Annotated in this window: 20 protein-coding genes and 1 pseudogene; 7 read left to right on the forward strand and 14 right to left on the reverse strand. The window is 64.9% G+C overall.

Going from position 1 to position 21,163, the window contains the following annotated elements; genetic code table 11:
• Positions 1–93: 93 nt before the first annotated feature.
• Both ACVMDN_RS41755 and ACVMDN_RS41760 read right to left on the reverse strand, forming a co-directional pair.
• Positions 94–936 carry a C40 family peptidase gene (locus tag ACVMDN_RS41755; protein ID WP_076824875.1) on the reverse strand — a complete coding sequence of 281 codons (843 nt, stop codon included), beginning with the start codon at positions 934–936 and terminating at the stop codon, positions 94–96.
• A complete protein-coding gene (locus tag ACVMDN_RS41760; RefSeq protein ID WP_076824877.1) occupies positions 929–2,305 on the reverse strand; it encodes a leucyl aminopeptidase family protein in 1,377 nt (458 codons plus the stop codon). Before ACVMDN_RS41760 ends, ACVMDN_RS41755 begins: the two co-directional genes overlap by 8 nt.
• Before the next feature lie 203 nt (positions 2,306–2,508).
• Here ACVMDN_RS41760 and ACVMDN_RS41765 point away from each other — a divergent pair, with 203 nt between their 5' ends.
• Positions 2,509–3,306, forward strand: coding sequence for a tetratricopeptide repeat protein (locus tag ACVMDN_RS41765; RefSeq protein WP_076824879.1), 798 nt, complete (start codon positions 2,509–2,511; stop codon positions 3,304–3,306).
• 171 nt (positions 3,307–3,477) lie between these two features.
• Here the strand turns inward: ACVMDN_RS41765 and ACVMDN_RS41770 are convergent, their stop codons facing one another.
• The 9 genes from ACVMDN_RS41770 to ACVMDN_RS41810 all read right to left on the reverse strand — a co-directional run bounded on the left by ACVMDN_RS41770 (position 3,478) and on the right by ACVMDN_RS41810 (position 12,229).
• Positions 3,478–4,452, reverse strand: coding sequence for a type II secretion system F family protein (locus tag ACVMDN_RS41770; RefSeq protein ID WP_038387579.1), 975 nt, complete (start codon positions 4,450–4,452; stop codon positions 3,478–3,480).
• A 9-nt stretch (positions 4,453–4,461) separates the two neighbouring features.
• The gene (locus ACVMDN_RS41775; RefSeq protein ID WP_057016113.1) at positions 4,462–5,439 is read right to left on the reverse strand and encodes a type II secretion system F family protein; all 978 of its coding nucleotides are present in this window, start codon (positions 5,437–5,439) and stop codon (positions 4,462–4,464) included.
• A gap of 11 nt (positions 5,440–5,450) precedes the next feature.
• Entirely contained in the window at positions 5,451–6,914 is a 1,464-nt protein-coding gene (locus ACVMDN_RS41780; RefSeq protein ID WP_057016114.1) for a CpaF family protein, read from the reverse strand.
• A gap of 24 nt (positions 6,915–6,938) precedes the next feature.
• A complete protein-coding gene (locus ACVMDN_RS41785; RefSeq protein WP_018269598.1) occupies positions 6,939–8,207 on the reverse strand; it encodes an AAA family ATPase in 1,269 nt (422 codons plus the stop codon).
• Complete coding sequence (locus ACVMDN_RS41790; protein ID WP_076824881.1) at positions 8,204–8,956, reverse strand: CpaD family pilus assembly protein; 753 nt, start codon at positions 8,954–8,956, stop codon at positions 8,204–8,206. The genes ACVMDN_RS41785 and ACVMDN_RS41790 overlap by 4 nt, the downstream gene beginning before the upstream one ends.
• Before the next feature lie 8 nt (positions 8,957–8,964).
• Positions 8,965–10,443 carry a type II and III secretion system protein family protein gene (locus tag ACVMDN_RS41795; protein ID WP_141341582.1) on the reverse strand — a complete coding sequence of 493 codons (1,479 nt, stop codon included), beginning with the start codon at positions 10,441–10,443 and terminating at the stop codon, positions 8,965–8,967.
• Positions 10,444–10,445: 2 nt separating this feature from the next.
• A complete protein-coding gene (gene cpaB / locus ACVMDN_RS41800; protein ID WP_076824885.1) occupies positions 10,446–11,240 on the reverse strand; it encodes a Flp pilus assembly protein CpaB in 795 nt (264 codons plus the stop codon).
• Positions 11,241–11,367: 127 nt separating this feature from the next.
• On the reverse strand, positions 11,368–11,892 hold the full coding sequence (locus ACVMDN_RS41805; RefSeq protein ID WP_028334676.1) for an A24 family peptidase: 525 nt from the start codon (positions 11,890–11,892) through the stop codon (positions 11,368–11,370).
• 172 nt (positions 11,893–12,064) lie between these two features.
• A complete protein-coding gene (locus ACVMDN_RS41810) occupies positions 12,065–12,229 on the reverse strand; it encodes a Flp family type IVb pilin (RefSeq protein ID WP_016842642.1) in 165 nt (54 codons plus the stop codon).
• Between the two features lie 280 nt (positions 12,230–12,509).
• Between ACVMDN_RS41810 and ACVMDN_RS41815 the strand changes: the two genes are divergently transcribed.
• The 5 genes and pseudogenes from ACVMDN_RS41815 (at position 12,510) to ACVMDN_RS41835 (ending at position 16,884) form a co-directional block, all read left to right on the forward strand.
• Positions 12,510–13,340 carry a sterol desaturase family protein gene (locus ACVMDN_RS41815; RefSeq protein WP_026192176.1) on the forward strand — a complete coding sequence of 277 codons (831 nt, stop codon included), beginning with the start codon at positions 12,510–12,512 and terminating at the stop codon, positions 13,338–13,340.
• A gap of 15 nt (positions 13,341–13,355) precedes the next feature.
• A complete protein-coding gene (locus ACVMDN_RS41820; RefSeq protein WP_076824887.1) occupies positions 13,356–14,801 on the forward strand; it encodes a hypothetical protein in 1,446 nt (481 codons plus the stop codon).
• Between the two features lie 196 nt (positions 14,802–14,997).
• Complete coding sequence (locus ACVMDN_RS41825; protein ID WP_057016118.1) at positions 14,998–15,504, forward strand: pilus assembly protein N-terminal domain-containing protein; 507 nt, start codon at positions 14,998–15,000, stop codon at positions 15,502–15,504.
• Between the two features lie 171 nt (positions 15,505–15,675).
• Positions 15,676–16,245, forward strand: a complete 570-nt coding sequence (locus ACVMDN_RS41830; RefSeq protein WP_076824889.1) for a TadE/TadG family type IV pilus assembly protein — start codon at positions 15,676–15,678, stop codon at positions 16,243–16,245.
• Positions 16,236–16,884, forward strand: a pseudogene (locus ACVMDN_RS41835) (TadE/TadG family type IV pilus assembly protein). The gene ACVMDN_RS41830 and the pseudogene ACVMDN_RS41835 overlap by 10 nt, the downstream one beginning before the upstream one ends.
• Before the next feature lie 119 nt (positions 16,885–17,003).
• Here the strand turns inward: ACVMDN_RS41835 and ACVMDN_RS41840 are convergent.
• From ACVMDN_RS41840 to ACVMDN_RS41850, 3 genes are all read right to left on the reverse strand, one after another.
• Positions 17,004–17,216, reverse strand: a complete 213-nt coding sequence (locus ACVMDN_RS41840; RefSeq protein ID WP_016842648.1) for a cold-shock protein — start codon at positions 17,214–17,216, stop codon at positions 17,004–17,006.
• 279 nt (positions 17,217–17,495) lie between these two features.
• Entirely contained in the window at positions 17,496–17,789 is a 294-nt protein-coding gene (gene infA / locus ACVMDN_RS41845; RefSeq protein ID WP_016842649.1) for a translation initiation factor IF-1, read from the reverse strand.
• Positions 17,790–17,813: 24 nt separating this feature from the next.
• Positions 17,814–19,286: a DEAD/DEAH box helicase gene (locus tag ACVMDN_RS41850; RefSeq protein WP_430641161.1), complete on the reverse strand. Its 1,473-nt coding sequence runs from the start codon at positions 19,284–19,286 to the stop codon at positions 17,814–17,816.
• 523 nt (positions 19,287–19,809) lie between these two features.
• Between ACVMDN_RS41850 and urtA the strand changes: the two genes are divergently transcribed.
• Positions 19,810–21,105: an urea ABC transporter substrate-binding protein gene (gene urtA / locus ACVMDN_RS41855; RefSeq protein WP_371852088.1), complete on the forward strand. Its 1,296-nt coding sequence runs from the start codon at positions 19,810–19,812 to the stop codon at positions 21,103–21,105.
• The last annotated feature ends 58 nt before the right edge of the window (positions 21,106–21,163 follow it).

A 21,163-nucleotide genomic window follows, 5' to 3' on the forward strand; every position in this document is an offset into this window, starting at 1 on the left:
AGGATGGGTAGAGCGCAGCGAAACCCATCATTTTTTTCCGCGCGGTAGCAGCTTGATGGGTTTCGCTTCGCTCTACCCATCCTACAAGATGGGCTAAAGCCGCTTGATCGCCAGGACTTCGCTGCCGGCCGCTCTGATCCTCGCGATCGCGGCCTGCGTGTTCTCCACCACCGTTGCCATGTGATGCGCGTTGGCGTGCACGATCGTGGTCGCGTCGCGCACGATGGCGACATGGCCCTTCCAGAAGATCAGGTCGCCGCGCTGCAGCTGCTTGGATTCCGCCGCCGTCAATTCGCGGCCGAGGCCTTCCTGCTGCATGTCGCTGTCGCGCGGGCAGCCGGTGCCGGCGGCGGTCAGCGCGATCTGCACCAGGCCTGAGCAATCGATCCCGAGACTCGACTTGCCGCCCCATAGATACGGTGTGCCGACGAATTGCTCGGCGATCGCGACGAAATCGCCTGCCATCGTGTCGAGCGGCGCGAGATGCCGGCGTGGCAGGTGCCAGCCCTCGCGAGTCACCGCGAACGCACCGTCCTCGCGGACGATGGCGAGCTTTGTCCCCATCGCCAGTGCCTCGACCGGCGGCAGCTTGATCGACGGGCCCGGATACGCCAGCGTGCGCAGCGCCGTGACCTTGTGCGTCGGGGCGGCGCCGGGCTTGGCCAGCGCGGCCTTGGGAATCCAGCCGACATAGCCGTCATCGGCGAGCTGGCCCCAGGCCCAGCCTTCGCCGTTGCGATCGTACACCGTGACGCGCTCGCCCCGGAGCGCCTGCGTCATCTGTTCGGCATCGCTCGCCGGCGCCTGGCGTAGCGGCGCGATGGCGTCGCCGACCTCGAGCACTTCGCCTTCGACGAAGCGCAACGCCTGGACCTTGCCCTCGAGATATTTCGCCGCGAGGTCGTCGCGGGCCGGTGTCACACGGGGGTCATGCATAGCGCTGGCTCAGCAATTTGTAGATCGCGCGCGCCGCCTGGCACTCGCCGCCTTCGGGACGGCCGGGCTTTGCCGACGGCGTCCAGCCGTAGATGTCGACGTGCAGCCAGCTCCTCGCGTGCTCGACGAAGCGCTGCAGGAACAGCGCGCAGGTGATCGAGCCCGCGAAACCGCCTGACGGTGCGTTGGTGATGTCGGCGGTCTTGGAGTCGAGCCAGGCGTCGTAGGCCGGCCACAGCGGCATCCGCCAGAGCGGGTCGTTCTCGCTCTTCGCACAAGATGCGACGTCGCCGGCGAGCGCCTCGTCATTGGTGTAGAACGGCGGCAGATCCGGGCCCAGCGCCACCCGCGCGGCGCCGGTCAGCGTGCCCAGATCGACCAAAAGATCGGGCGTCTCCTCGTCGGCGAGCGCTAGCGCGTCGGCGAGCACCAGCCGCCCTTCGGCGTCGGTGTTGCCGATCTCGACGGTGATGCCCTTGCGCGACTTGAAGATGTCGAGCGGGCGGAACGAGTTGCCGGCAACTGCGTTCTCGACCGCCGGGATCAGCACGCGCAGCCGCAGCTTGAGCTTCGCGTCCATCACCATCTGGGCCAGCGCCAGCACGTTGGCGGCGCCGCCCATGTCCTTCTTCATGATGAGCATGCCGCTCGAAGGCTTGAGATCGAGCCCGCCGGTGTCGAAGCAGACACCCTTGCCGACCAGCGTCACCTTCGGATGGGCGGGGTCGCCCCAGCTCAGCTCGATCAATCGCGGCGACCGCGTCGACGCCATGCCGACGGCGTGGATCAGCGGGAAGTTCTGGGCGAGCTCGTCGCCGTCGATGCAATTGAAGGCAGCGCCGAACCGCGTCGCGAGGTCGCGCGCCACCTCAGCGAGCTCGGCCGGTCCCATGTCGTTGGACGGCGTGTTGATGAGATCGCGCGCCAGCGCCGCGGCATCCGCCATCCGGGTGATCTCCGCCGTGTCGACGCCGTCGGGCGGCACCAGCCGGACTTCGGGAGCCTTGTTGGTGCGATACCGGCCGAAGCGATAGCAGCCGAGCGCGAAGGCGAGCGCGGCAAGTCTGGTGTCGTGCGGCGCATTGGCGAAGCGGTAGACGCCGGGCGGCAGCAGGCCGGGCAGGGCGCCGGGCCGGAACGGATCGCGCGCCTTGTGGTCGTCGTCCTCGAGACCGAACAGCACCTGCGCGATGCCGCCGTCTGCCGCCGGCAGGACGAGCAATTTTCCCGCCTTGGCCACGAAGCCATTGGCCGCCGCGAACTGGCGCGCCGGCGCCGGCAGCTCGCCCTGAATCGCATCCCATGTCGCCTTGGTGACGAAGGTGATCGGCGTGGCGGCGGTCGTGGCGGTCTCGAACACGGATGGCATGCGGCTCTCGGTTCTGGCGTCGTTGGTGGGCTACTACACGCCTTTCGCCATGGATGGTAGCGCGCCAACGGTTCACGCGCCGTGCAGGCCGGAACCGGAGCGTCGGCTGCCGGCGCCGCCAGTTAACCAGACGTTAGGGTTAACAGTCTATTGCTGGCACGCTCGGCTGGAACCGTTCGCCCGATTTCGTGAGTCACAGTGCCATGTGTCGACAGTCCAATCTGACCCGGCATCTTGCTTTCGCAGCCCTTCTGGCGGTCCTGGCCGCAGGGCTTGGCGGTTGCCAGACCATGTCCGACGTGGCGGGATCGATCACGTCGCGGTCCGATCCCACGCCCGATGATCCGCGCCGGGCCGTCGAGGCCTATGGCGAGCGCTATCGCAAGAATCCCAAGGATGTCGCTGCCGCGGTCGCCTACGGCCAGGCCCTGCGCATGACCGGCCAGCGCTCGCAGGCCTGCGCCGTGCTCGAGCAGGCCACGATCGCCAACCCCGGCAACAAGGCGCTGCTCGCCGCCTATGGCCGCGCGCTGGCCGACAACGGCAATTCGCAGGCTGCATTCGACGTGCTGAGCCGCGCGCACAGCCCGGACAATCCGGACTGGCGGATCCTGTCCGTGCAGGGCACCACGCTCGACAAGATGAACCGGCACGAGGAGGCGCGGCGCTATTACGCCAGTGCGCTCAGGCTGGCTCCGGACGAGCCGTCGGTGCTGTCCAATCTCGGCTTGTCCTACATGCTGACCAAGGATTTGCCGAAAGCGGAAGAGACGCTGCGCCAGGCCTACGCCAGCGCTCGCGCCGACACCCGGATCCGGCAGAACCTTGCGCTGGTCGTCGGCCTGCAGGGCCGCTTCGCGGAGGCGGAAACGATCGTCAAGGCCGACCTGCCGTCGGATGAGGCCGCGGCCAACGTCGCTTATCTCCGCGACATGCTGAACCGCAAGGACGGCCCGCGGACCGCGTCGCGTGCGGCGCCGGTCGTCGCCAAGGACGACTAAACCAAACGCGGCAGCTCCACCGCCCCTTGAAAAGGGGAGGTCGCTTTGCTCGTGAGAGCAAAGCGGGTGGGGATCATCTCTCCACGAGGAGCGGTGTCTGCGGCTGACTCCCATCCCGGCCTTCCCCCTTTCAGAGGGAAGGAGAGAGGCAGCCGGCGCAGGCGAGGCAACTCAATGCATCGTGGCGATCTTGATGTAGGACGGGCCGAGGATCACGATGAACAGGCAGGGCAGGAAGAACAGGATCATCGGTACCGTCAGCTTGGGCGGCAGTGCCGCGGCCTTCTTCTCGGCCTCGTTCATCCGCATGTCGCGGTTTTCCTGCGCCATCACGCGGAGGCTCTGGCCGAGCGGCGTGCCGTAGCGTTCGGACTGCTGCAAGGCCATGCACACCGACTTCACGCCTTCGAGGCCGGTGCGGCGCGCCAGGTTCTCGTAGGCGGTCTTGCGATCCTGCAAATAGGACAGTTCCGCGGTCGTCAGCGCAAACTCCTCCGACAGCGCGACCGATTGCCCGGCGATCTCGTTGGCCACTTTCCGGAACGCGACCTCGACCGACATGCCCGACTCGATGCAGATCAGCAGCAGGTCGAGCGAATCCGGGAACGCGCGCTTGATCTGGAGCTGGCGCTTGGAGATCGCGTTCTTCAGGAACAGCATCGGCGCCTGCAGGCCGGCATAGGCCGCGCCGACGCAAATGCCGATCTTGAGCGTGAGCGACCAGTTCGCGCCGGCAATGAAGAACGTATAGATGATCGCGCCGATCAGCATCAGGATCGGCGTGACCGCCCGCGCTGCCAGGAAATAGACATACGGAGCGTGGCCGCGATAGCCCGCCATCACCAGCTTCTCGATCGCCGCTTCCTGGGCCAGCCATTTGGTGAGGTTCAGGTCATCCACCATCTTGGAGACGGCCTGCTTCGGCGTCTGGCGCAGCGTCACCTTTTCCGACTTGGAGAGACGGTCGCGCTCGCGCTGCCGCAGGCGCTCGCGCTCGCTGGCGACCGCCTTCATGCGCTTGTTGAGATCGCCGCCGGCGAGCAGCGGCATCACCAGCGTGTAGACCGTCGCGCTTGCCGCGAAGAAGGCAAGCAGCATGGTCATGAACCTGACGTCGTGGAGCTTGGCGACCAGAATATCAATCATGCTGCACCGTCAGAAATCGAAGTTGATCATCTTCTTCATCACCAGCACGCCCATCGACATCCAGATCGCGCAGGCCACCAGCATGAGCTGGCCCATCGAATTGGTCCACAGCAGGGCGATGTAGTCCGGCGTCGTCAGGAACACGAGGATCATCACGATCGGCGGCAGCGAGCCGATGATGGCGGCGGAGGCCTTCGCTTCCATCGACATCGCCTGGATCTTCTCGGCCATCTTCTTGCGGTCGCGCAGCACCCGCGACAGGTTGCCGAGCGCTTCCGACAAATTGCCGCCGGACTTCTGCTGGATCGCGATCACGATGCCGAAGAAGTTGGCCTCCGGCAGCGGCATCCGCTCGTAGAGCCGGGCACAGGCTTCGCCGAGCGGCATGCCGATCGCCTGGGTCTCGATGATGGCGAGAAATTCGCTGCGCAGCGGCTCCGGCGCGTCGTTGACGACCGCCTTGAGCGATTCGAACAGCGGCAGGCCGGCCTTGATGCCGCGCACGATGACGTCGACGGCGTCAGGCAGCGACTTCAGGAACGCCTTTTCCCGCCGCTTCTTCAGGAAGCCGAGCACCCAGCGCGGCAGGCCGAGACCCATGGCAAAGCCGATGCCGGCCGCGCCGAGCAGGCCTCCGCCAACCATGAAGGCCACGCCGAACCCGAACAGGCCAAGGGCGCCGGAGATCATCCAGAATTTCTGCTCCGACCACTCCAGTCCGGCCTGCGAGATGCGCACGCCGAGCGGGACTTTCTTGTCCTTCTGCCGACGCGCCTCGAGCTCCTTCAGCGATCCCTCTACCTGCTCGCGGCGGGAGCGTTGCGTGCGGTCGGCGTTTCGTGTCGTCGTGGGTTCGCTGCGCGCCACCGACGCGCGCCGCGACTCGGCCTTCTTCTCCCCCGAAAGGTAGGGGTACAGGAAGACCCAAGCGATGCCGCCGACCGTCGTGGCGGCGAGGAAGGCGAGAGCCAGAGTTTGCGCCTGCATCCTGCGTTCCCCTAGACCGGCGCCGGGGCGTCGGAAGCGTCCAGCGCCGCCGCAAGCCGCTTCTCTTCATTGTAGTAGCGCGCACGCTCCCAGAAGCGCGGCCGGCCGATGCCGGTCGAGCGGTGCTTGCCGATGATCTTGCCGTTGGCGTCTTCCCCGACCACGTCGTAGAGGAAGATATCCTGGGTGATGATGGTGTCGCCTTCCATGCCCATCACCTCGGTGATGTGCGTGATGCGGCGCGAACCGTCGCGCAGGCGCGCCGCTTGCACGATGATGTCGACCGAGGCGCAGATCATCTCGCGAATGGTGCGTGACGGAAGCGAGAAGCCGCCCATGGTGATCATGGATTCGCAGCGCGACAGTGCTTCGCGCGGATTGTTGGCGTGCAGCGTGCCCATCGAGCCGTCGTGGCCGGTGTTCATGGCCTGCAACAGATCGAACGCTTCGGGTCCGCGGACTTCGCCGACGATGATGCGCTCCGGGCGCATACGCAGGCAGTTGCGGACCAGTTCGCGCATCGTCACCTGGCCCTCGCCCTCGATGTTCGGCGGCCGGGTTTCCAGCCGCACCACATGCGGCTGCTGCAGCTGAAGCTCGGCGGCGTCTTCGCAGGTGATGATGCGTTCGTCGTGCTCGATATAGTTGGTCAGGCAGTTCAGCAGCGTGGTCTTGCCCGAGCCGGTGCCGCCGGAAATGATCACGTTGCAGCGGACGCGGCCGATGATCTGCAGGATGGTCGCCCCTTCGGGGGTGATCGCGCCGAACTTGACGAGCTGCTCCAGCGTCAGCTTGTCCTTCTTGAATTTGCGGATGGTGAGCGCGGGCCCGTCGATCGCCAGCGGCGGCACGATGGCGTTGACGCGCGAACCGTCGGCGAGGCGGGCGTCGCAGATCGGCGAGGATTCGTCGACGCGCCGGCCGACCTGGCTGACGATGCGCTGGCAGATGTTGAGCAGCTGCTGGTTGTCGCGAAAGCGGATGCCGGTGCGCTGGATCTTGCCGGCGACTTCGATGAACACGGTGCCTGCGCCGTTGACCATGATGTCGGCGATGTCGTCGCGCGACAGCAGCGGCTCCAGCGGGCCGTAGCCGAGCACGTCGTTGCAGATGTCGTCGAGCAACTCCTCCTGCTCGGCGATCGACATCACGATGTTCTTGATCGCGATGATCTCGTTGACGATGTCGCGGATTTCCTCGCGCGCCGATTCGCTGTCCAGCTTGGCGAGCTGGGCAAGGTCGATCGCCTCGATCAGGGCGCCGAAGATCGTCGCCTTGACCTGGTAGTAGTTGTCGGAGCGGCGGGCTTCGACGGCGGGGGCAGGCGGTGGCTTGCTGGGTGCCAGCGGCGGCGACGAGATCGCCGGTGCGACGGACTCGCGCGACATCGCCGGCGCGCCGGCTGGCTCCGGCGCCTGAAACGCGGGCTTGGGTGCCCGCACGTCCCCATCGTTTCCGCTACGCTTACCAAACACGACGTCTTGACTCCACGCGGACCACTATTTGGACCGCAGCTTTTCGAGCAGGGGCGACAGGAAGGACCCCCTCGGCTTCTTGGTCTCGCCGCGGCCTGTCAGCCGCTGCGCCATCTGCAGAAACATCTCGACCGCGCGGTGGTTGGCGGAAATCTCGGCGATCATCTGGCCGTTGTTGGCCGCCGAACCGAAGATCTGCGGATCGAACGGGATGGCGGCGATCGGCTGGCTTTCGATCGCCTTGGCGAACTCGCCGGCCGCGATCTCGGGACGCTTCGGCACGCCGACCTGGTTCAGGCAGTACAGCGGCGCGCGGTCGTTGGGCCGCGAGGCCTTCAGCAGGTCGAACATGTTCTTGGCATTGCGCAGATTGGCGAGGTCGGGCGCCGCCACGATCAGGATGTCGTCGGCCGCGATCAATGCGCGCTTGGTCCAGCCGGACCATTGATGCGGCACGTCGAGCACGATGCAGGGCATCGTGGTCCGCAGCGTATCGAAGATCGCATCGAATGCCTCGGCGCCGAAATCGTAGACCTTGTCCAGTGTCGCCGGCGCCGCCAGCAGGCTCAGATGGTCGGTGCATTTCGACAGCAGGCGGTCGACGAAGGCGGTATCGACGCGGTCCGGCGAGAACACGGCGTCGGCGATGCCCTGCGCGGGATCCTGGTTGTAGTTGAGGCCGGCGGTGCCGAAAGCGAGGTCGAGGTCGGCGACCACGGAGTCGAGCGCCAGGTCGCGGGCAATCGCCCAGGCGACATTGTGGGCGATGGTCGAGGCGCCGACACCGCCCTTGGCACCGACAACGGCGACGATGCGGCCGACCGCCTTGGCTTCCGGTGCCGAGAACAGGTTACAGACCGCGCGCACCACGTCGATCGCATGGGCCGGCGCGATCACGTAATCGCTGACGCCGCGGCGCACCAGCTCGCGATACAGCGTCACGTCGTTGACGCGGCCGATCACGACCACGCGGGTGCCGGCGTCGCACACCGTTGCGAGCTGATCGAGGCCGGCCAGGATGTCGCCGCGGCCCTCGGTCTCGAGGATGATGACATTGGGCGTCGGCGCCGAGCGATAGGCCTCGATGGCGGCCGCCATGCCGCCCATCTGGATCTTGAGGTGAGCCTTGGCCAGCCGGCGATCCTCGCCCGCCGACTGCACGGCGGCAGCGGTCTCGACCGTTTCGCAGAACGCCTGGACCGAAACCCGTGGCGCCGGAGCAATATGGTCGTCCACGGCCTGCGGCGGGGCGTCCGTCTGCTCTTCGGAGTTTTGCTGCGCGTAGGTGATCATTTTCCTGTGTCGCTTAGCTTGGCCCTGTCGGACTCGGGATAACTCGTGGCGGTGGTGGTGCCCTTGCGATACTTGTCGAAGGCGATGTTGCGACGCGACGTATAGGCAGGGGTCTCCGCGCGCGGCTGCACGAGGTCGGTCGGGTCTTCGACCATGGCTGCGAGGTTGCGCTGATTGGCGCAGCCGAAATTGTAGTACTGCTTGTTCTCGATGTAGGACCCGTTGTGGATCGACGGGCCGAGATCTTCCGGCCAGAGACCGCACGGCCCGGCGACCGCTTTCATCTTTGGATAGTTCACGCGGATCGCGGGCATCTGGCGCGGATCCTCGGGATGGTATTTGCGAACGAGGATCCCGCGCGGCGGCACGCCGGCGGCGGTGAACGTGGCCTGGATCTCGCGCAGCGATTCCTGGGCGGTCCGTGCGTTCGGCGTGTCGGCGGGAACGTCGATGGTGACGGCGCCGGTCCCCTCGCGCATCCAGTCCTGCGCCATCCCCGTCACCTCGGCGCGCTGCTCCGCAGTCAGGCCGCCGCGGCTGCGGCCGACGAAGACCACGATCGAGCGATCAGCCTCGGTGACCGCGATCGGATGGCGCTGGCGATAGTCGGCCGGTGCGTTCACCATCGCGAAACTGTTGTCGGCGGCGTGCTGGCAGGCGCCGAGCGTCATCGCGAGGCTGACGAGCGCTCCGGCGAGAACGATGCCGCGCTGGTAACCGGCGGATGTCCTGGATGTGGTCTGTGTCATCGTCCGCCTCAGTCCGTAATGAAGCCGTAAGTGCCGCGGTAATTCCGCGCCGGCTCGGTGCGGCCGGGCACGCCGTAGACGCGATTGATGCTGCCGAGCAGGTCGGCCTGCGGGTCGGACGCGTTGGCGAAGCCGTCATCCGGACGCGACAGGTCCTTCTGCGCCACCGCGCGAACGACATAGGGCGTCACCAGCACCATCATTTCGGTCTGGTTGTTGACGAAGTCCCGGCTGCGGAACAGCGTTCCGAGCACCGGCAGCGACGCCAGCCCGGGAAGGCCGTTGATCGCCTGCTTGGTCTGGTCCTGGATCAGGCCGGCCATCGCCATCGAGCCGCCCGAAGGAATTTCCAGCGTGGTCTCGGCGCGCCGGGTCTTGATCGAGGGGATCGTCGTTCCGCCGGCGCCGCCGGTCAGCGAATTCTCGGTCGAGACTTCCGACACTTCCGTCATCACGCGCAGGCTGATCCGTCCCTCAGTCAGCACCACGGGCGTGAAGTTGAGCGAAATGCCGAACTTCTTGAAGCTGACGGTCTGAACGCAATTCCCGATCGCGCCTCCCGTCGTCGTCTGACAGGTCACGCCGGTCGGAATTGGAAACTCGCCGCCCGAGATGAAGGTCGCCGATTCGCCGGAGATCGCGGTCAGGTTCGGCTCGGCGAGTGTCCGCACCACGCCTGCGCTTTCCATGGCGCGGAGCGTCGCCGACACCGATGGGGCCGCGCCGAACGAAGTGGTGAGGGCGTTGCCGGGCACCAGCGGTGCGTTGTTCGCCGTGAACGGGTTGTTGTTGGTGAACTTCACCACGGTGGTGCCGTAGTTGAGGTTCGCGGTGAGGTCGATGCCGAGCTGCTTGATCAGGCTGCGCGAGACTTCGGCGACCGTCACCTTCAGCATCACCTGGTCGCGGCCGCGAACCGTGATGGAGTTCACAACCTTGTCGGCGCTGCCGACCAGCCGCGTGGCGATCTCGCCGGCCTGCTGCGCTTCGATCGGGCTCGCCGCGCTTCCGGTCAGCATGACGCCCTCGCCGACACCCTCGATCTGGATATCGGCGTTCGGCAGCGCTGCGCGCAGGGCCGCGCGCACGCCGTTGAGGTCGCGCTTGACCGCGATGTCATAGGCCGCGATCTGCTGGCCGGCGGCGTCGAAGAACACGATGTTGGTCTGGCCGACCGTCGCGCCGATGATGTAGGCGCGTTGCGCCGAGCGGACCACGGCATTGGCGATCTTGGGATCGGCGACCAGCACGTCCTTGATGTCCCTCGGCAGATCGATCACCACCGATTTGCCGACGCCGAGTGAGAGGAAGCGGGCATTCATCTGGCCGTCGGCCGCGGCGGGAGCGGCGCGGTAGTCGCCCGCCACCACCGGCGTCAGTGCCGGGTTGAGCGTGAGCGCCGCGACGGCCGAGAACGACAATGCGCGGACCATGAAGGCCCGCATCGTCCGTTGAGTTGCCCCGCCCTTCATCACCTGTGTCCTCATGGTCACTTCTGCATCGTTGCCTGGTTGGCAACGCCAAAGCGGATGACGTTGATCGTCTCACCGCGTCTCTGGTGGTTGTCCTCGATCCTGACGTCGGTCCCGTTGTTATCGGCGATGCTGCGCAGCGCCAGCGACAGGACGCCGCTCTGGCGCGCCCGCGCCAGCGTCTCGGTCTGGTCAGGCTTCAGCTCCAGCGTCACTGTCTTGCCGATCAGTGCGTTGGTGCCGTCCTTCTCCTTCGGCGCCTGGTCGATCGCAAGGACGCGGATATTGGTCAGGATGACCTCGGAATTGACGATGTCGGCGCCGTTGCGGTCGGGATTCTTGTCCCGCTTCGACAGCAGGACGTCGACCCGGTCATTCGGCAGGATGAAGCCGCCGGCACCGGTCTCGGGAGAGATTTCGGTCGATACCGCCCGCATGCCCGTCGGCAGGATCGCGGCCATGAAGCCGCTTCCGTCGGCCTTGACGAGCTTCTGCTCGCGGATCGGCTCGCCCTGGATGAACGGGGCGCGCGCGATCGAGCCGGTGACGTCCTTGATGGCGTCGGCGTGGCTGTCCTTGCGCATGAAGCTGGCGCTGGCGGTCGCCGCCGGCCAGGTCTGCCACTGCAGGTCTTCGGCCTTCACTGCCTGGCCGAGGCCGATGTCGGAGCGCGCGACCAGGATGTCGACGGTCGGCAGCTGCGCAACTGGCGGAGGAGCCGCCGGCTTGTCGTCGCTTCCGCTCGCCAAATAAAGCGCCGCAAGGCCGGCGCAGCCTGCAATTGCCAGGACCAGAATGCGGGCCTTATCCATTACGCTTCACTTTCCACATGACGCCGCGACGCTGCCGCCGCCGTGATGGGAGTTGACCAGCTATTCGTCAAAGCATGGTTAATGAGGCGTATCTAAATCGCCTTAACGGGCGGTTACCGCTGCTTTCTCAGCGCATGGCGAAGTGCGCGAGATCGATCGTCTTGATCCAGTCCGTCTCGGGATAAATCAGGAGGGCGCCGAGAGCGAGTGCGATGCCGTAGGGAATTCCGGTCTGCTTGTCGTGCAGGCGGCTGAGCCAGGCCTGGGACGCGAGCGGGTAGGGCAATGGCCATTGCCGCAGCTGCAGCAAGAGCACGGTCAGCGCACCGCCGAACAGCGAGGCAAAGACCAGATAGGGCAGCAGGTGCTCGAACCCGAACCACAGGCTGGCCGCGGCCGCGACCTTGGCGTCTCCGCCGCCGACCCAGCCCATCGCGAACATGCCGAACGCCACCACCAGAACCAGCGCGCCTGCGCCGGCATGGGTGAGGATCTCGTGGACGCCCATCCCGGTCAGCGGCGCCAGGACAAAGAAGCCCGCCACCAGCGCCAGCGAAATCCGGTTCGGGATCGTCATGGTCAGGAGATCGCTCGCCGCCGCAAAGGCCATCAGGGCCGGAAACAGCATCAAGCGTGCGATGTCGAGGATCATGAATTCATGCCGTCAAGCTGGAGCTGCGGTCGAGACCCGACGCTAGCGGCCAATGGTGAACAATCGGAAAAGGATTACCGGCACCTTCAACAGAGGCTGCCGATCGGCCCCCGACAAATAGCAAAGGTCCCGGGATTGCCGGGACCTTTGATGCGAATTCGTCGAAGCCGGCTTACTTCAGCGAGCCCGAGATCGAGTTGAAGGTACCCGAGAGCTTCGTGCCGACGCCGTTGACTGCAGCGATGATCGCGATGGCGATACCGGTGGCGATCAGGCCGTACTCGATGGCGGTCGCGCCCGATTCGTCCTTCACGAAGCGCGAAACGAGGTTCTTCATAAAATCACTCCTGTGTACACGTGGCTGGTCGAACTAGATTTGGTCTCGCCGGCGTTCTCAGCACCGTGACCATTGCGGCACCCTAGTGTTGGACGATTTCGGCGCAGTTAATTTGATCGCATAAACTCTGCGGGAACCCGCTGATGTTGCGCACAGTAAATTTGGCATTAAACGGTCCGCTAAAATTGCGGATTGTTGCTGCGACCAGACATCCGGCGCCTATTCACGGCTCCTTAAGCGCACATCTATACCCATGGGGCTTCCGTAGTATGAGGCTGCCATGTCCACCCTTCCGATCGAAGTCATCGAGATGCTCGGCCAGACGATGATGAGGGTGGTGCCGATCACGATCGGCCTCGCGCTGTTCTTCACGGTGCTGACCCACTTCTGGGCCTGCAATCCCGGCAAGCCGTGGTGGCAGAAGCGCGAGCTGGTCACGGACATCTGCTACTGGTTCTTCGTGCCGGTATTCGCCCGCGTGCTGCGGATCGGGCTGCTGGTGGTGGGCGCGGCCGCGGTGTTCGATGTGCACGGTGCCGACGAGCTGATCTCGTTCTACGAAAACGGACACGGCCCGCTGGCGCAGCTGCCGCTCTGGCTGCAATCGATCATCTTCCTGGTCGCTTCCGACTTCATGCTGTACTGGCTGCACCGGATGTTTCACGGCGGCGGATTCTGGAAGTACCACGCCATTCATCATTCCTCCGAGGATCTCGAATGGATCTCGGCGGCGCGCTTCCATCCCGTCAATCTGCTGATCGGCACGATCTCGGTCGACGTGATCCTGCTGATGGCCGGCATCTCGCCGAACATCATGCTGTGGGTCGGTCCCTTCACCACATTCCATTCCGCCTTCGTGCACGCCAACCTGAACTGGACGCTCGGCCCGTTCAAATATGTGATCGCCACGCCGGTGTTCCATCGCTGGCATCACACCGCGCTCGAGGAGGGTGGCGACACCAATTTCGCCGGCACGTTTCCGCTCTGGGACATTCTGTTCGGGACATTCCGCATGCCCGAAGGCAAGCTTCCGGATGATTACGGCGTCGACGCCGAGCAGGGCGTGCCGGCCGAAATCGGCGGACAGCTGGCCTATCCGTTCCGTCATTGACCGGACTGCGCGCGCATGAGTGCTGAGACCGCAACCATCCCACAGGCGCGGGCCTCGGTGTTCGCCGAAGTCCCGGCCTGGTTCTGGATGGCGTGCGGCGTCTATGCGTTGCTGCTGGTCGTCGGCGACAGGCTGCTCGCCGATTCCGACACCTACTGGCAGATTGCCGTCGGCCGGTGGATCCTCGACCACCGCGCATTGCCGTCGGTCGATATCTATTCCTTCACCAAAGCGGGTGAGCCTTGGGTGTCGTCGTCGTGGCTGGCGCAGGTCCTGTTCGCGAAGGCCTACGACCTTGCCGGGTGGACCGGGCCTGCGGTGCTGGCCGCGGCCTGCGGTGCCGCCACCTTCGCGCTGCTCACCGCCATCCTCGGCCGTGCGCTGCCGGCAATCCATGCGAGCCTGATCGCGCTGGCGGCGCTGGTGTTGACCTGCGGGCATCTGCTGGCCCGTCCGCATGTGCTTGCGCTGCCGATCATGATGGTCTGGGCGAACGGCCTGATGGTCGCCAGCGAACGCCGCGAGGCCCCCTCGTTCTGGCTGCTGCCGCTGATCGCGCTCTGGGCCAATCTGCATGGCGGCTTTCTGTTTGGCCTGGTGCTGGCCGGCGCCTTCGCGCTCGATGCGCTGTGGAACGCCGCGCCGGCGCAAAGATTGCCGCTGGCGCTGCGCTGGGCCGCATTCGGCCTCGGCGCGCTGGCCGCGTGCAGCGTGACGCCCTATGGCTGGGGGACGATCCTCGCCTCGCTCAGGATTCTCAGCCTCGGTGAACTGCTGCATCTCATCACGGAGTGGATGCCGGCGAGTTTCAGCCACGTCGATGCGTTCGAGCTGGCCATTCTCGGCCTGATCGGCGGGGCGCTCTATTGCGGGGTGAAGCTGCCGCTGCCGCGGATCGCCCTGGCGCTGGGCCTGCTGCACATGGCGCTATCCCATGTCAGGAATCTCGAGCTCTTCGCCCTGCTGTTGCCGCTGGCTGTGCTGACGCCGGTGGCAACCCAGTTCGGCCTGCGTGCCGCAAGCGTGGTCCGGCTGAAGGCCACGCCGGCCGTGATGCTGATCGCCGTGCTCTGCGCCGCGACCTGGTTCATCGCGGCGCGTCGGGACATGTCGCCGCCGACGATCCATTCGCCCGCTGCCGCCGTCGACGCGCTGAAGGCGCACAACGTGCAGCGCGTGCTCAATGATCTGCAGTTCGGCGGCTATCTGATCTGGCGCCAGGTGCCGGTGTTCGTCGACGGCCGTGCCGAGCTTTACGGCGAGAAATTCGAGATGGCCTATTATCGTGCGCTCCAGCTCAAGGACGTCAACGGCTTCCTCGACCTGCTCAAGACCTACAGGATCGATGCGGTGATGCTCGATCCGGCAACGCCCGCCTCCAAGTTTCTCGATCACATCGATGGATGGCAGCGCCTCTACGCCGACGATCGCGTGGTGGTGCATGTGCGTGGTGCTGGCTAGGCGGCGGTCCCCACGGGGGCATTTTTCCGCGGGATCACCGGGCCGTTGGTCGATCCGTTCCAGAAGTCGTGACATCCGCGCAATTCAGCGGTCGATTTTTGCTCTTCTTAAATGAATTGCCGTCAGATTTGCCTGCGTCGGGCGCCGGTCCGCTGCGTATCGCTTTTGCCGGCTTGTTAACGTCCCGGGGTAAGGTATGTCGTTTCAATTCCAGCGTATTGGCGCCGTCGCGCGCATTGGATTCATCTCGCTGGCCGCAGCCGTTCTGCTGTGGCCCGCATTCGCAACGGCCGCGCCGGATCCGGACCGGATTGCGGTCAATGTCGATCAGGCCAAGCTCGTCAAGCTGCCCGGCGGCATTTCCACCATCGTGGTCGGCAACCCGCTGATCGCCGACGTCACCCTGCAGAATGGCGGCGTTGTCGTCGTGACCGGCAAGGGCTACGGCGCGACCAACTTCATCGCACTCGACCGCACCGGCCAGGTGCTGGTGGATCGCCAGATCCAGGTCGAAGGTCCGACCGACCAGCTTGTCACCGTCTATCGCGGCGTCGATCGCGAGACCTACAGCTGCATGCCGGTCTGCCAGCGTCGCATCACCCTCGGCGACGGCGAGACCTACTTCAAGTCGACCATGGACCAGGCAGGCTCGCTCAACAGCCAGGCCTCCGGCTCGGGCGCGGCCGCGAAGCCGCAGAACTAGCGCGTGTCCGCGCCGGCGCTTCGCACGCCGGGGCAGCCGCCTGCCGCAGGCGGTTCATCCGACATGGTTAAGAAAGGCCTGACGGATCGGGTGGCCCTGTCTCGATCCGGCGAAATACTTCGACAATGAGTCTTGGGTAGTTGTTGCCGCTATGTTGATCCGGGGTCGTTGATGCCGCTACCCGCTCATTCTTTCACGCGCCTCCTCCATCGCTTTCGCAGAAACCGCCGTGGCGCGACCGCGGTCGAATTCGCGATGGTCGCGCCGCTGTTTTTCGGACTGCTGTTTGCGATCATCGAAGTGGCGATGATCTTCTTTGCGAGCCAGGTGCTGGAGACGGTGACGCAGGATTCTGCGCGCATGATCATGACCGGTCAGGCGCAGGGCGCAAGCTATACCCAGCAGCAGTTCAAGGACTACGTCTGCGGCCAGGTCAACCCGCTGTTCGATTGCGCCAACGGCATATCGGTCGACGTGCGCAGCTATCCCGCTGCGACGGGCTTCAGCAGCGTCAACATCGCGCCTCCAATCGATTCCAACAACGCATTCATTCCGGCCATGAAATGGTGTCCCGGCAAGGACGGCGACGTCGTGGTGGTCCGGCTGTTCTATCAGTGGCCGTTGTTCGTCACCAAGCTTGGCTTCAATGTCGCCAACCTCGCCAACGGCAAGCGGCTGCTGACCGCGACCGCGACATTCAAGAACGAGCCATCCGGGACCGCCGGGGCGACATGCTCATGAGCAACGTCATGAAAACCCAGGCAGCGGCCTTGCTGCGCTCCGTCGCGGCCCTCTGCAATGACCGCCGGGGCCTTGCTGCGGTCGAGTTCGCTTTCGTCCTGCCGCTGATGCTGGTGCTGTTCTTCGGCACCGTCGAGTTTTCATCCGGTGTCGCGGTCGACCGCAAGGTCACCTTGATGGCGCGCGCCGCGTCGGACCTGACCTCGCAGTCGACGCAGGTGGTGGATGCCGACCTGCAGAACTTCTTCAGTGCAAGCGTCGGCATCATGACGCCGTACGACCCGACGCCGACCAAGGTCACCTTGTCGGAGATCTACGTCGATGCCTCGAAGGTCGCGCGGATCCAGTGGAGCAAGGCGGGAGTGATGGCCACGGGCGCCACGCAGGCCACATTGACGGCCTCGAGCCGCAGCCAGGGTGATGTCGTGACCAGCGTCGTTCCGGCGGCGCTGCTGGTTGCGGGCACCTATCTGATCTTCAGCGAAGTCAGCTACAAATACGTTCCGACGGTCGGTTATGTGATGGCCAAGAGCGGCATCAATCTCACCGATGTCGCCTTCACAAGGCCGCGGCAGTCGGTTTGGCGTGTTCTACGCCCCGACGTCCGCCACCATGCCGACGACCTGCTCGACCTATTAGAGCTTTCGAACGACGCGGACGCCGGTTGGCAATCCAGACAAAAAGGGCCGCACCCGAAGGTGCGGCCCTTGATGCTTTAGCGACAATTTCCTGGAGCTTCGCGCTCCCGGGAGATCGGCTTATCCGGCGGCGCGCAGATTGTCGGCCGAGGATTTGCCGGAACGGCGGTCAGCCACGATCTCGTAGGAGATCTTCTGGCCTTCACGCAGAGTGCCAAGGCCGGCGCGCTCGACTGCACTGATGTGCACGAACACGTCGTTCCCGCCTTCATCCGGCTGGATGAAGCCGTAGCCCTTGGTCGCGTTAAACCACTTCACGGTTCCCATGCTCACGTGGGTAGTCCCTTCTCAGATATACAAGTTCAAGACCCGCTGATCGGCGGGGTGGTGAGATCGAATTTTTGGAAGGGTCGTCAGCGTCTGAACCGGCTGTACCGGTATTGGCTAATGTCGTCCGGCCGAAAATCGATGGGTAGGATATTATTCGATAGAAGGCTTCAAAACAATCCTGAAAACAATCCTGACGTGCGCGATTTTTTGGCCGGCGCAGCCGCCGGCCAATTGTGCGCAGGACATCAGGACGTCATGCCCGCAGCGGTTGCAATACCCCGCTTATCGGCGGCGGAACTGGCCGCCGCGCTGGGCTCCGCCCCGCGGCGGGCCGCCGGGCGCGCCGCTCGGACGTTCGTCCTTGTGCCGGAAGATCAGGCGCCCCTTTTCGAGATCGTAGGGCGACATTTCGATCGTAACGCGGTCGCCGGCCAGCGTCTTGATACGGTTTTTCTTCATCTTGCCGGCGGTGTAGGCGACGATCTCGTGCCCGGCATCGAGTTGCACCCGGTAACGAGCGTCGGGGAGGATTTCGGTCACCAGTCCTTCGAACTGGATCAGCTCTTCCTTAGCCATATGTTTCTCCAGATCGAGCGACGGCTAGTGCTTCGGTCGGTTGTTGCGGTTGGATTGCGGATTCGGCCGGCTCTCGCGATGCAAGAAGGCGACGCCCTGAATGCCTTCGCTGTTGCCGGCCTGCGACGGACGCGGCGACTCGCCCCGGCTCGTCTGCGGCGCGCCATTATTACCACCTCGACGGCGGCGGCGGCGAGGGCCTTTTGCGCCCGGAGCGGCCTCATTCCCACGGACATTATGCGCACGGGGCGCAGAGCGGCCGCCCCGGTGCGGGTGGGTGGCCTGCGCCGGCCCGGCGGCCTCGCGGCCGCCAGAGGAGCTGCCTTGTGTGCGGCGGTCTTCCCGCGGCACGGTAATCCGGATCAGCCGCTCGATATCGCGCAGATAGCCCATCTCCTCGGCACCGGCGATCAGCGAGATCGCGACGCCGTCGGCGCCGGCGCGCGCCGTGCGGCCGATGCGGTGGACGTAGGTCTCCGGGATATTGGGCAGGTCGAAATTCACCACGTGGCTGACGCCGTCGACGTCGATGCCGCGGGCGGCGATATCGGTCGCCACCAGCGTGCGGATCTCGCCGGAACGGAACGCCGCCAGCGTGCGCTCGCGGTGGTTCTGCGACTTGTTGCCGTGGATCGCATTGGCCTCGATGCCGGCCTTGGCAAGGCTTTTCACCACCTTGTCGGCGCCGTGCTTGGTGCGGGTGAAGACCAGGGCGCGGTTGACCGGCTCCTGCTTCAGCAACTGGGCGAGAACCGTCGGCTTGGCCGCGAAATCGACCTGGATCGCGCGCTGGGCGATGCGATCCACCGTCGAGGCCACCGGCGTCACCGCCACGCGGGCCGGGTCGCGCAGCATCGCCTCGGCGAGCTCGGCGATGTCCTTGGGCATGGTGGCCGAGAAGAACAGCGTCTGGCGCCGGATCGGCAGCTTGGCGACGATTTTCCGGATGTCGTTGATGAACCCCATGTCGAGCATGCGGTCGGCTTCATCGAGCACCAGGAACTCGACCTGGTTGAGCTTCAGCCCGTTGCTCTGCACGAGATCGAGCAGGCGTCCGGGGGTGGCGACCAGCACCTCGACGCCCTGCATCAGGGAGCGGACCTGGCGGCCCATCGGCACGCCGCCGATGGCGAGCGTCGAGGACAGCCGGATGTGGCGGCCATAGGTGTTGAAACTGTCGAGGATCTGCCCGGACAGTTCACGGGTCGGCGAGAGCACCAGCACGCGGCAGCTCTTGGGCTGCGGGCGGACGCGGTTCTCCAGCAGCCGGTGCAGGATTGGCAGCGCGAAGGAGGCGGTCTTGCCGGTGCCGGTCTGGGCGATGCCGACGACGTCGCGGCCGGCAAGGGCTAGCGGGATGGTCTGGGCCTGGATGGGGGTCGGCGTGAGATAATTTTCTTCTCGGAGCGCGCGGGCGATGGGATCGGCGAGGCCGAAATCCTGAAAGGAGGTCAAAAGGTGGTTCTTTCCATAAAAGCCGTCGTCGTCCCGGCCCATATCGGCCGGAAGCGTGTGAAGGCATTCGGGGACACCCGCGTGTCTGGGGCGTCAAGCTGGGTTAGCTGAAAGGCGAGCCAGAAGCCGCTTGGGGCAGCTTGAACACGCAGCTCGCGAAGGCACCGCGACTCTCGCGGGCATGGCGAGGATATGGACCAGGAACTGGGCGGTTTCAAGATGAGATTGCCGTCTTTGGTGCCCGGAGTTCGCTGAACCATCGCGCAAACTGTCACAAATCGATGCCGGAAATTTAGCCAAGGCGGCGATTTTGCCTACAGAATAATCTGATTGCTCTTTCGGCAGTCAAGTTGGCGGCTCAATGATTGAGCAGTCGGCTTCCGTATTTGCCCGGAACCGATGAAATTATCTAACCGGTTCATCGGCTTACAGGGGCTGCGCACCGTGGCACAGTTCTTGCGATTCCCTTAACCGCAGGCGGCCAAGCGGCCGTTCGCAGCGTTCCACGCCTGCGTCAGGGAGACGACATTTCATGCTTACTCAGCTTTCTCACAAAATAACGACGATGACCCGCCGCCGCGCGCTCGCGGCGACGGCCGGCCTGGTTTTGGGTCTGGCTGCGTCCTCGTCCCTCGCGCCCGCGCAAGCGGCCGACGACACCATCAAGGTTGGCATCCTTCACTCGCTGTCGGGCACCATGGCCATCAGCGAAACCACGCTGAAGGACACGATCCTTTTCCTGATCGACGAGCAGAACAAGAAGGGCGGCGTGCTCGGCAAGAAGCTCGAGCCCGTCGTGGTCGACCCCGCTTCGAACTGGCCGCTGTTCGCCGAAAAGGCCCGCGAGCTGATCACCAAGGACAAGGTCGCGGTCGTGTTCGGCTGCTGGACCTCGGTGTCGCGCAAATCCGTGCTCCCGGTGTTCAAGGAGCTGAACAACATCCTGTTCTACCCGGTACAGTATGAGGGCGAGGAGTCCGAGCGCAACGTGTTCTACACCGGCGCGGCGCCGAACCAGCAGGCGATCCCGGCGGTCGACTATCTGATGAAGGAAGAGAAGGTGAAGCGCTGGGTGCTGGCCGGCACCGACTACGTCTATCCGCGCACCACCAACAAGATCCTGGAAGCCTATCTGAAGTCGAAGGGCGTCGCCCAGGACGACATCATGATCAACTACACGCCGTTCGGTCACTCCGACTGGCAGACGATCGTGGCCGACATCAAGAAGTTCGGCTCGGCCGGCAAGAAGACCGCGGTGGTCTCCACCATCAACGGCGACGCCAACGTTCCGTTCTACAAGGAACTCGGCAACCAGGGTATCAAGGCGACCGAGATCCCGGTGGTCGCGTTCTCGGTCGGCGAGGAAGAGCTCGCCGGCATCGACACCAAGCCGCTGCTCGGCCATCTCGCCGCCTGGAACTACTTCGAGTCGATCAAGACCCCGGCGAACGAGAAGTTCATCAAGGAGTGGCAGGCCTACACCAAGAACCCGAAGCGCGTGACCAACGATCCGATGGAAGCGCACTACATCGGCTTCAACATGTGGGTGAAGGCGGTCGAGAAGGTGAAGTCGACCGATCCGGACAAGGTGATCGATGCGCTTCCCGGCATCGAGGCGCCGAACCTGACCGGCGGCGTGTCGCAGATGCTGCCGAACCACCACATCACCAAGCCGGTGTTCATCGGCGAGATCAAGGGCAACGGCCAGTTCGACGTGGTCTGGAAGACCCCGGGCCTGGTGGCCGGCGACGCCTGGTCGAAGGAGCTCGAGGGCTCCAAGGACCTGATCGGCGATTGGGTCGGCAAGAAGTGCGGCAACTTCAACACCAAGACCAACAAGTGCGGTGGCCAGGGTTCCTGACAATAGGGCTCCTGACAACAGGGCTCCTGAGCTCCTGACCTGATCGACGACACAACGC

The organism is Bradyrhizobium sp. USDA 4510 (assembly GCF_054059095.1).

What these genes read in the sequence shown, in the direction of transcription:
- ACVMDN_RS41755 (WP_076824875.1), bottom strand. Translation starts at nt 936, where the DNA reads ATGCATGACCCCCGTGTGACACCGGCCCGCGACGACCTCGCGGCGAAA.
- ACVMDN_RS41760 (WP_076824877.1), bottom strand. Translation starts at nt 2,305, where the DNA reads ATGCCATCCGTGTTCGAGACCGCCACGACCGCCGCCACGCCGATCACC.
- ACVMDN_RS41765 (WP_076824879.1), top strand. Translation starts at nt 2,509, where the DNA reads ATGTGTCGACAGTCCAATCTGACCCGGCATCTTGCTTTCGCAGCCCTT.
- ACVMDN_RS41770 (WP_038387579.1), bottom strand. Translation starts at nt 4,452, where the DNA reads ATGATTGATATTCTGGTCGCCAAGCTCCACGACGTCAGGTTCATGACC.
- ACVMDN_RS41775 (WP_057016113.1), bottom strand. Translation starts at nt 5,439, where the DNA reads ATGCAGGCGCAAACTCTGGCTCTCGCCTTCCTCGCCGCCACGACGGTC.
- ACVMDN_RS41785 (WP_018269598.1), bottom strand. Translation starts at nt 8,207, where the DNA reads ATGATCACCTACGCGCAGCAAAACTCCGAAGAGCAGACGGACGCCCCG.
- ACVMDN_RS41790 (WP_076824881.1), bottom strand. Translation starts at nt 8,956, where the DNA reads ATGACACAGACCACATCCAGGACATCCGCCGGTTACCAGCGCGGCATC.
- ACVMDN_RS41795 (WP_141341582.1), bottom strand. Translation starts at nt 10,443, where the DNA reads ATGAGGACACAGGTGATGAAGGGCGGGGCAACTCAACGGACGATGCGG.
- cpaB (WP_076824885.1), bottom strand. Translation starts at nt 11,240, where the DNA reads ATGGATAAGGCCCGCATTCTGGTCCTGGCAATTGCAGGCTGCGCCGGC.
- ACVMDN_RS41805 (WP_028334676.1), bottom strand. Translation starts at nt 11,892, where the DNA reads ATGATCCTCGACATCGCACGCTTGATGCTGTTTCCGGCCCTGATGGCC.
- ACVMDN_RS41810 (WP_016842642.1), bottom strand. Translation starts at nt 12,229, where the DNA reads ATGAAGAACCTCGTTTCGCGCTTCGTGAAGGACGAATCGGGCGCGACC.
- ACVMDN_RS41815 (WP_026192176.1), top strand. Translation starts at nt 12,510, where the DNA reads ATGTCCACCCTTCCGATCGAAGTCATCGAGATGCTCGGCCAGACGATG.
- ACVMDN_RS41820 (WP_076824887.1), top strand. Translation starts at nt 13,356, where the DNA reads ATGAGTGCTGAGACCGCAACCATCCCACAGGCGCGGGCCTCGGTGTTC.
- ACVMDN_RS41825 (WP_057016118.1), top strand. Translation starts at nt 14,998, where the DNA reads ATGTCGTTTCAATTCCAGCGTATTGGCGCCGTCGCGCGCATTGGATTC.
- ACVMDN_RS41830 (WP_076824889.1), top strand. Translation starts at nt 15,676, where the DNA reads ATGCCGCTACCCGCTCATTCTTTCACGCGCCTCCTCCATCGCTTTCGC.
- infA (WP_016842649.1), bottom strand. Translation starts at nt 17,789, where the DNA reads ATGGCTAAGGAAGAGCTGATCCAGTTCGAAGGACTGGTGACCGAAATC.
- ACVMDN_RS41850 (WP_430641161.1), bottom strand. Translation starts at nt 19,286, where the DNA reads ATGGGCCGGGACGACGACGGCTTTTATGGAAAGAACCACCTTTTGACC.
- urtA (WP_371852088.1), top strand. Translation starts at nt 19,810, where the DNA reads ATGACCCGCCGCCGCGCGCTCGCGGCGACGGCCGGCCTGGTTTTGGGT.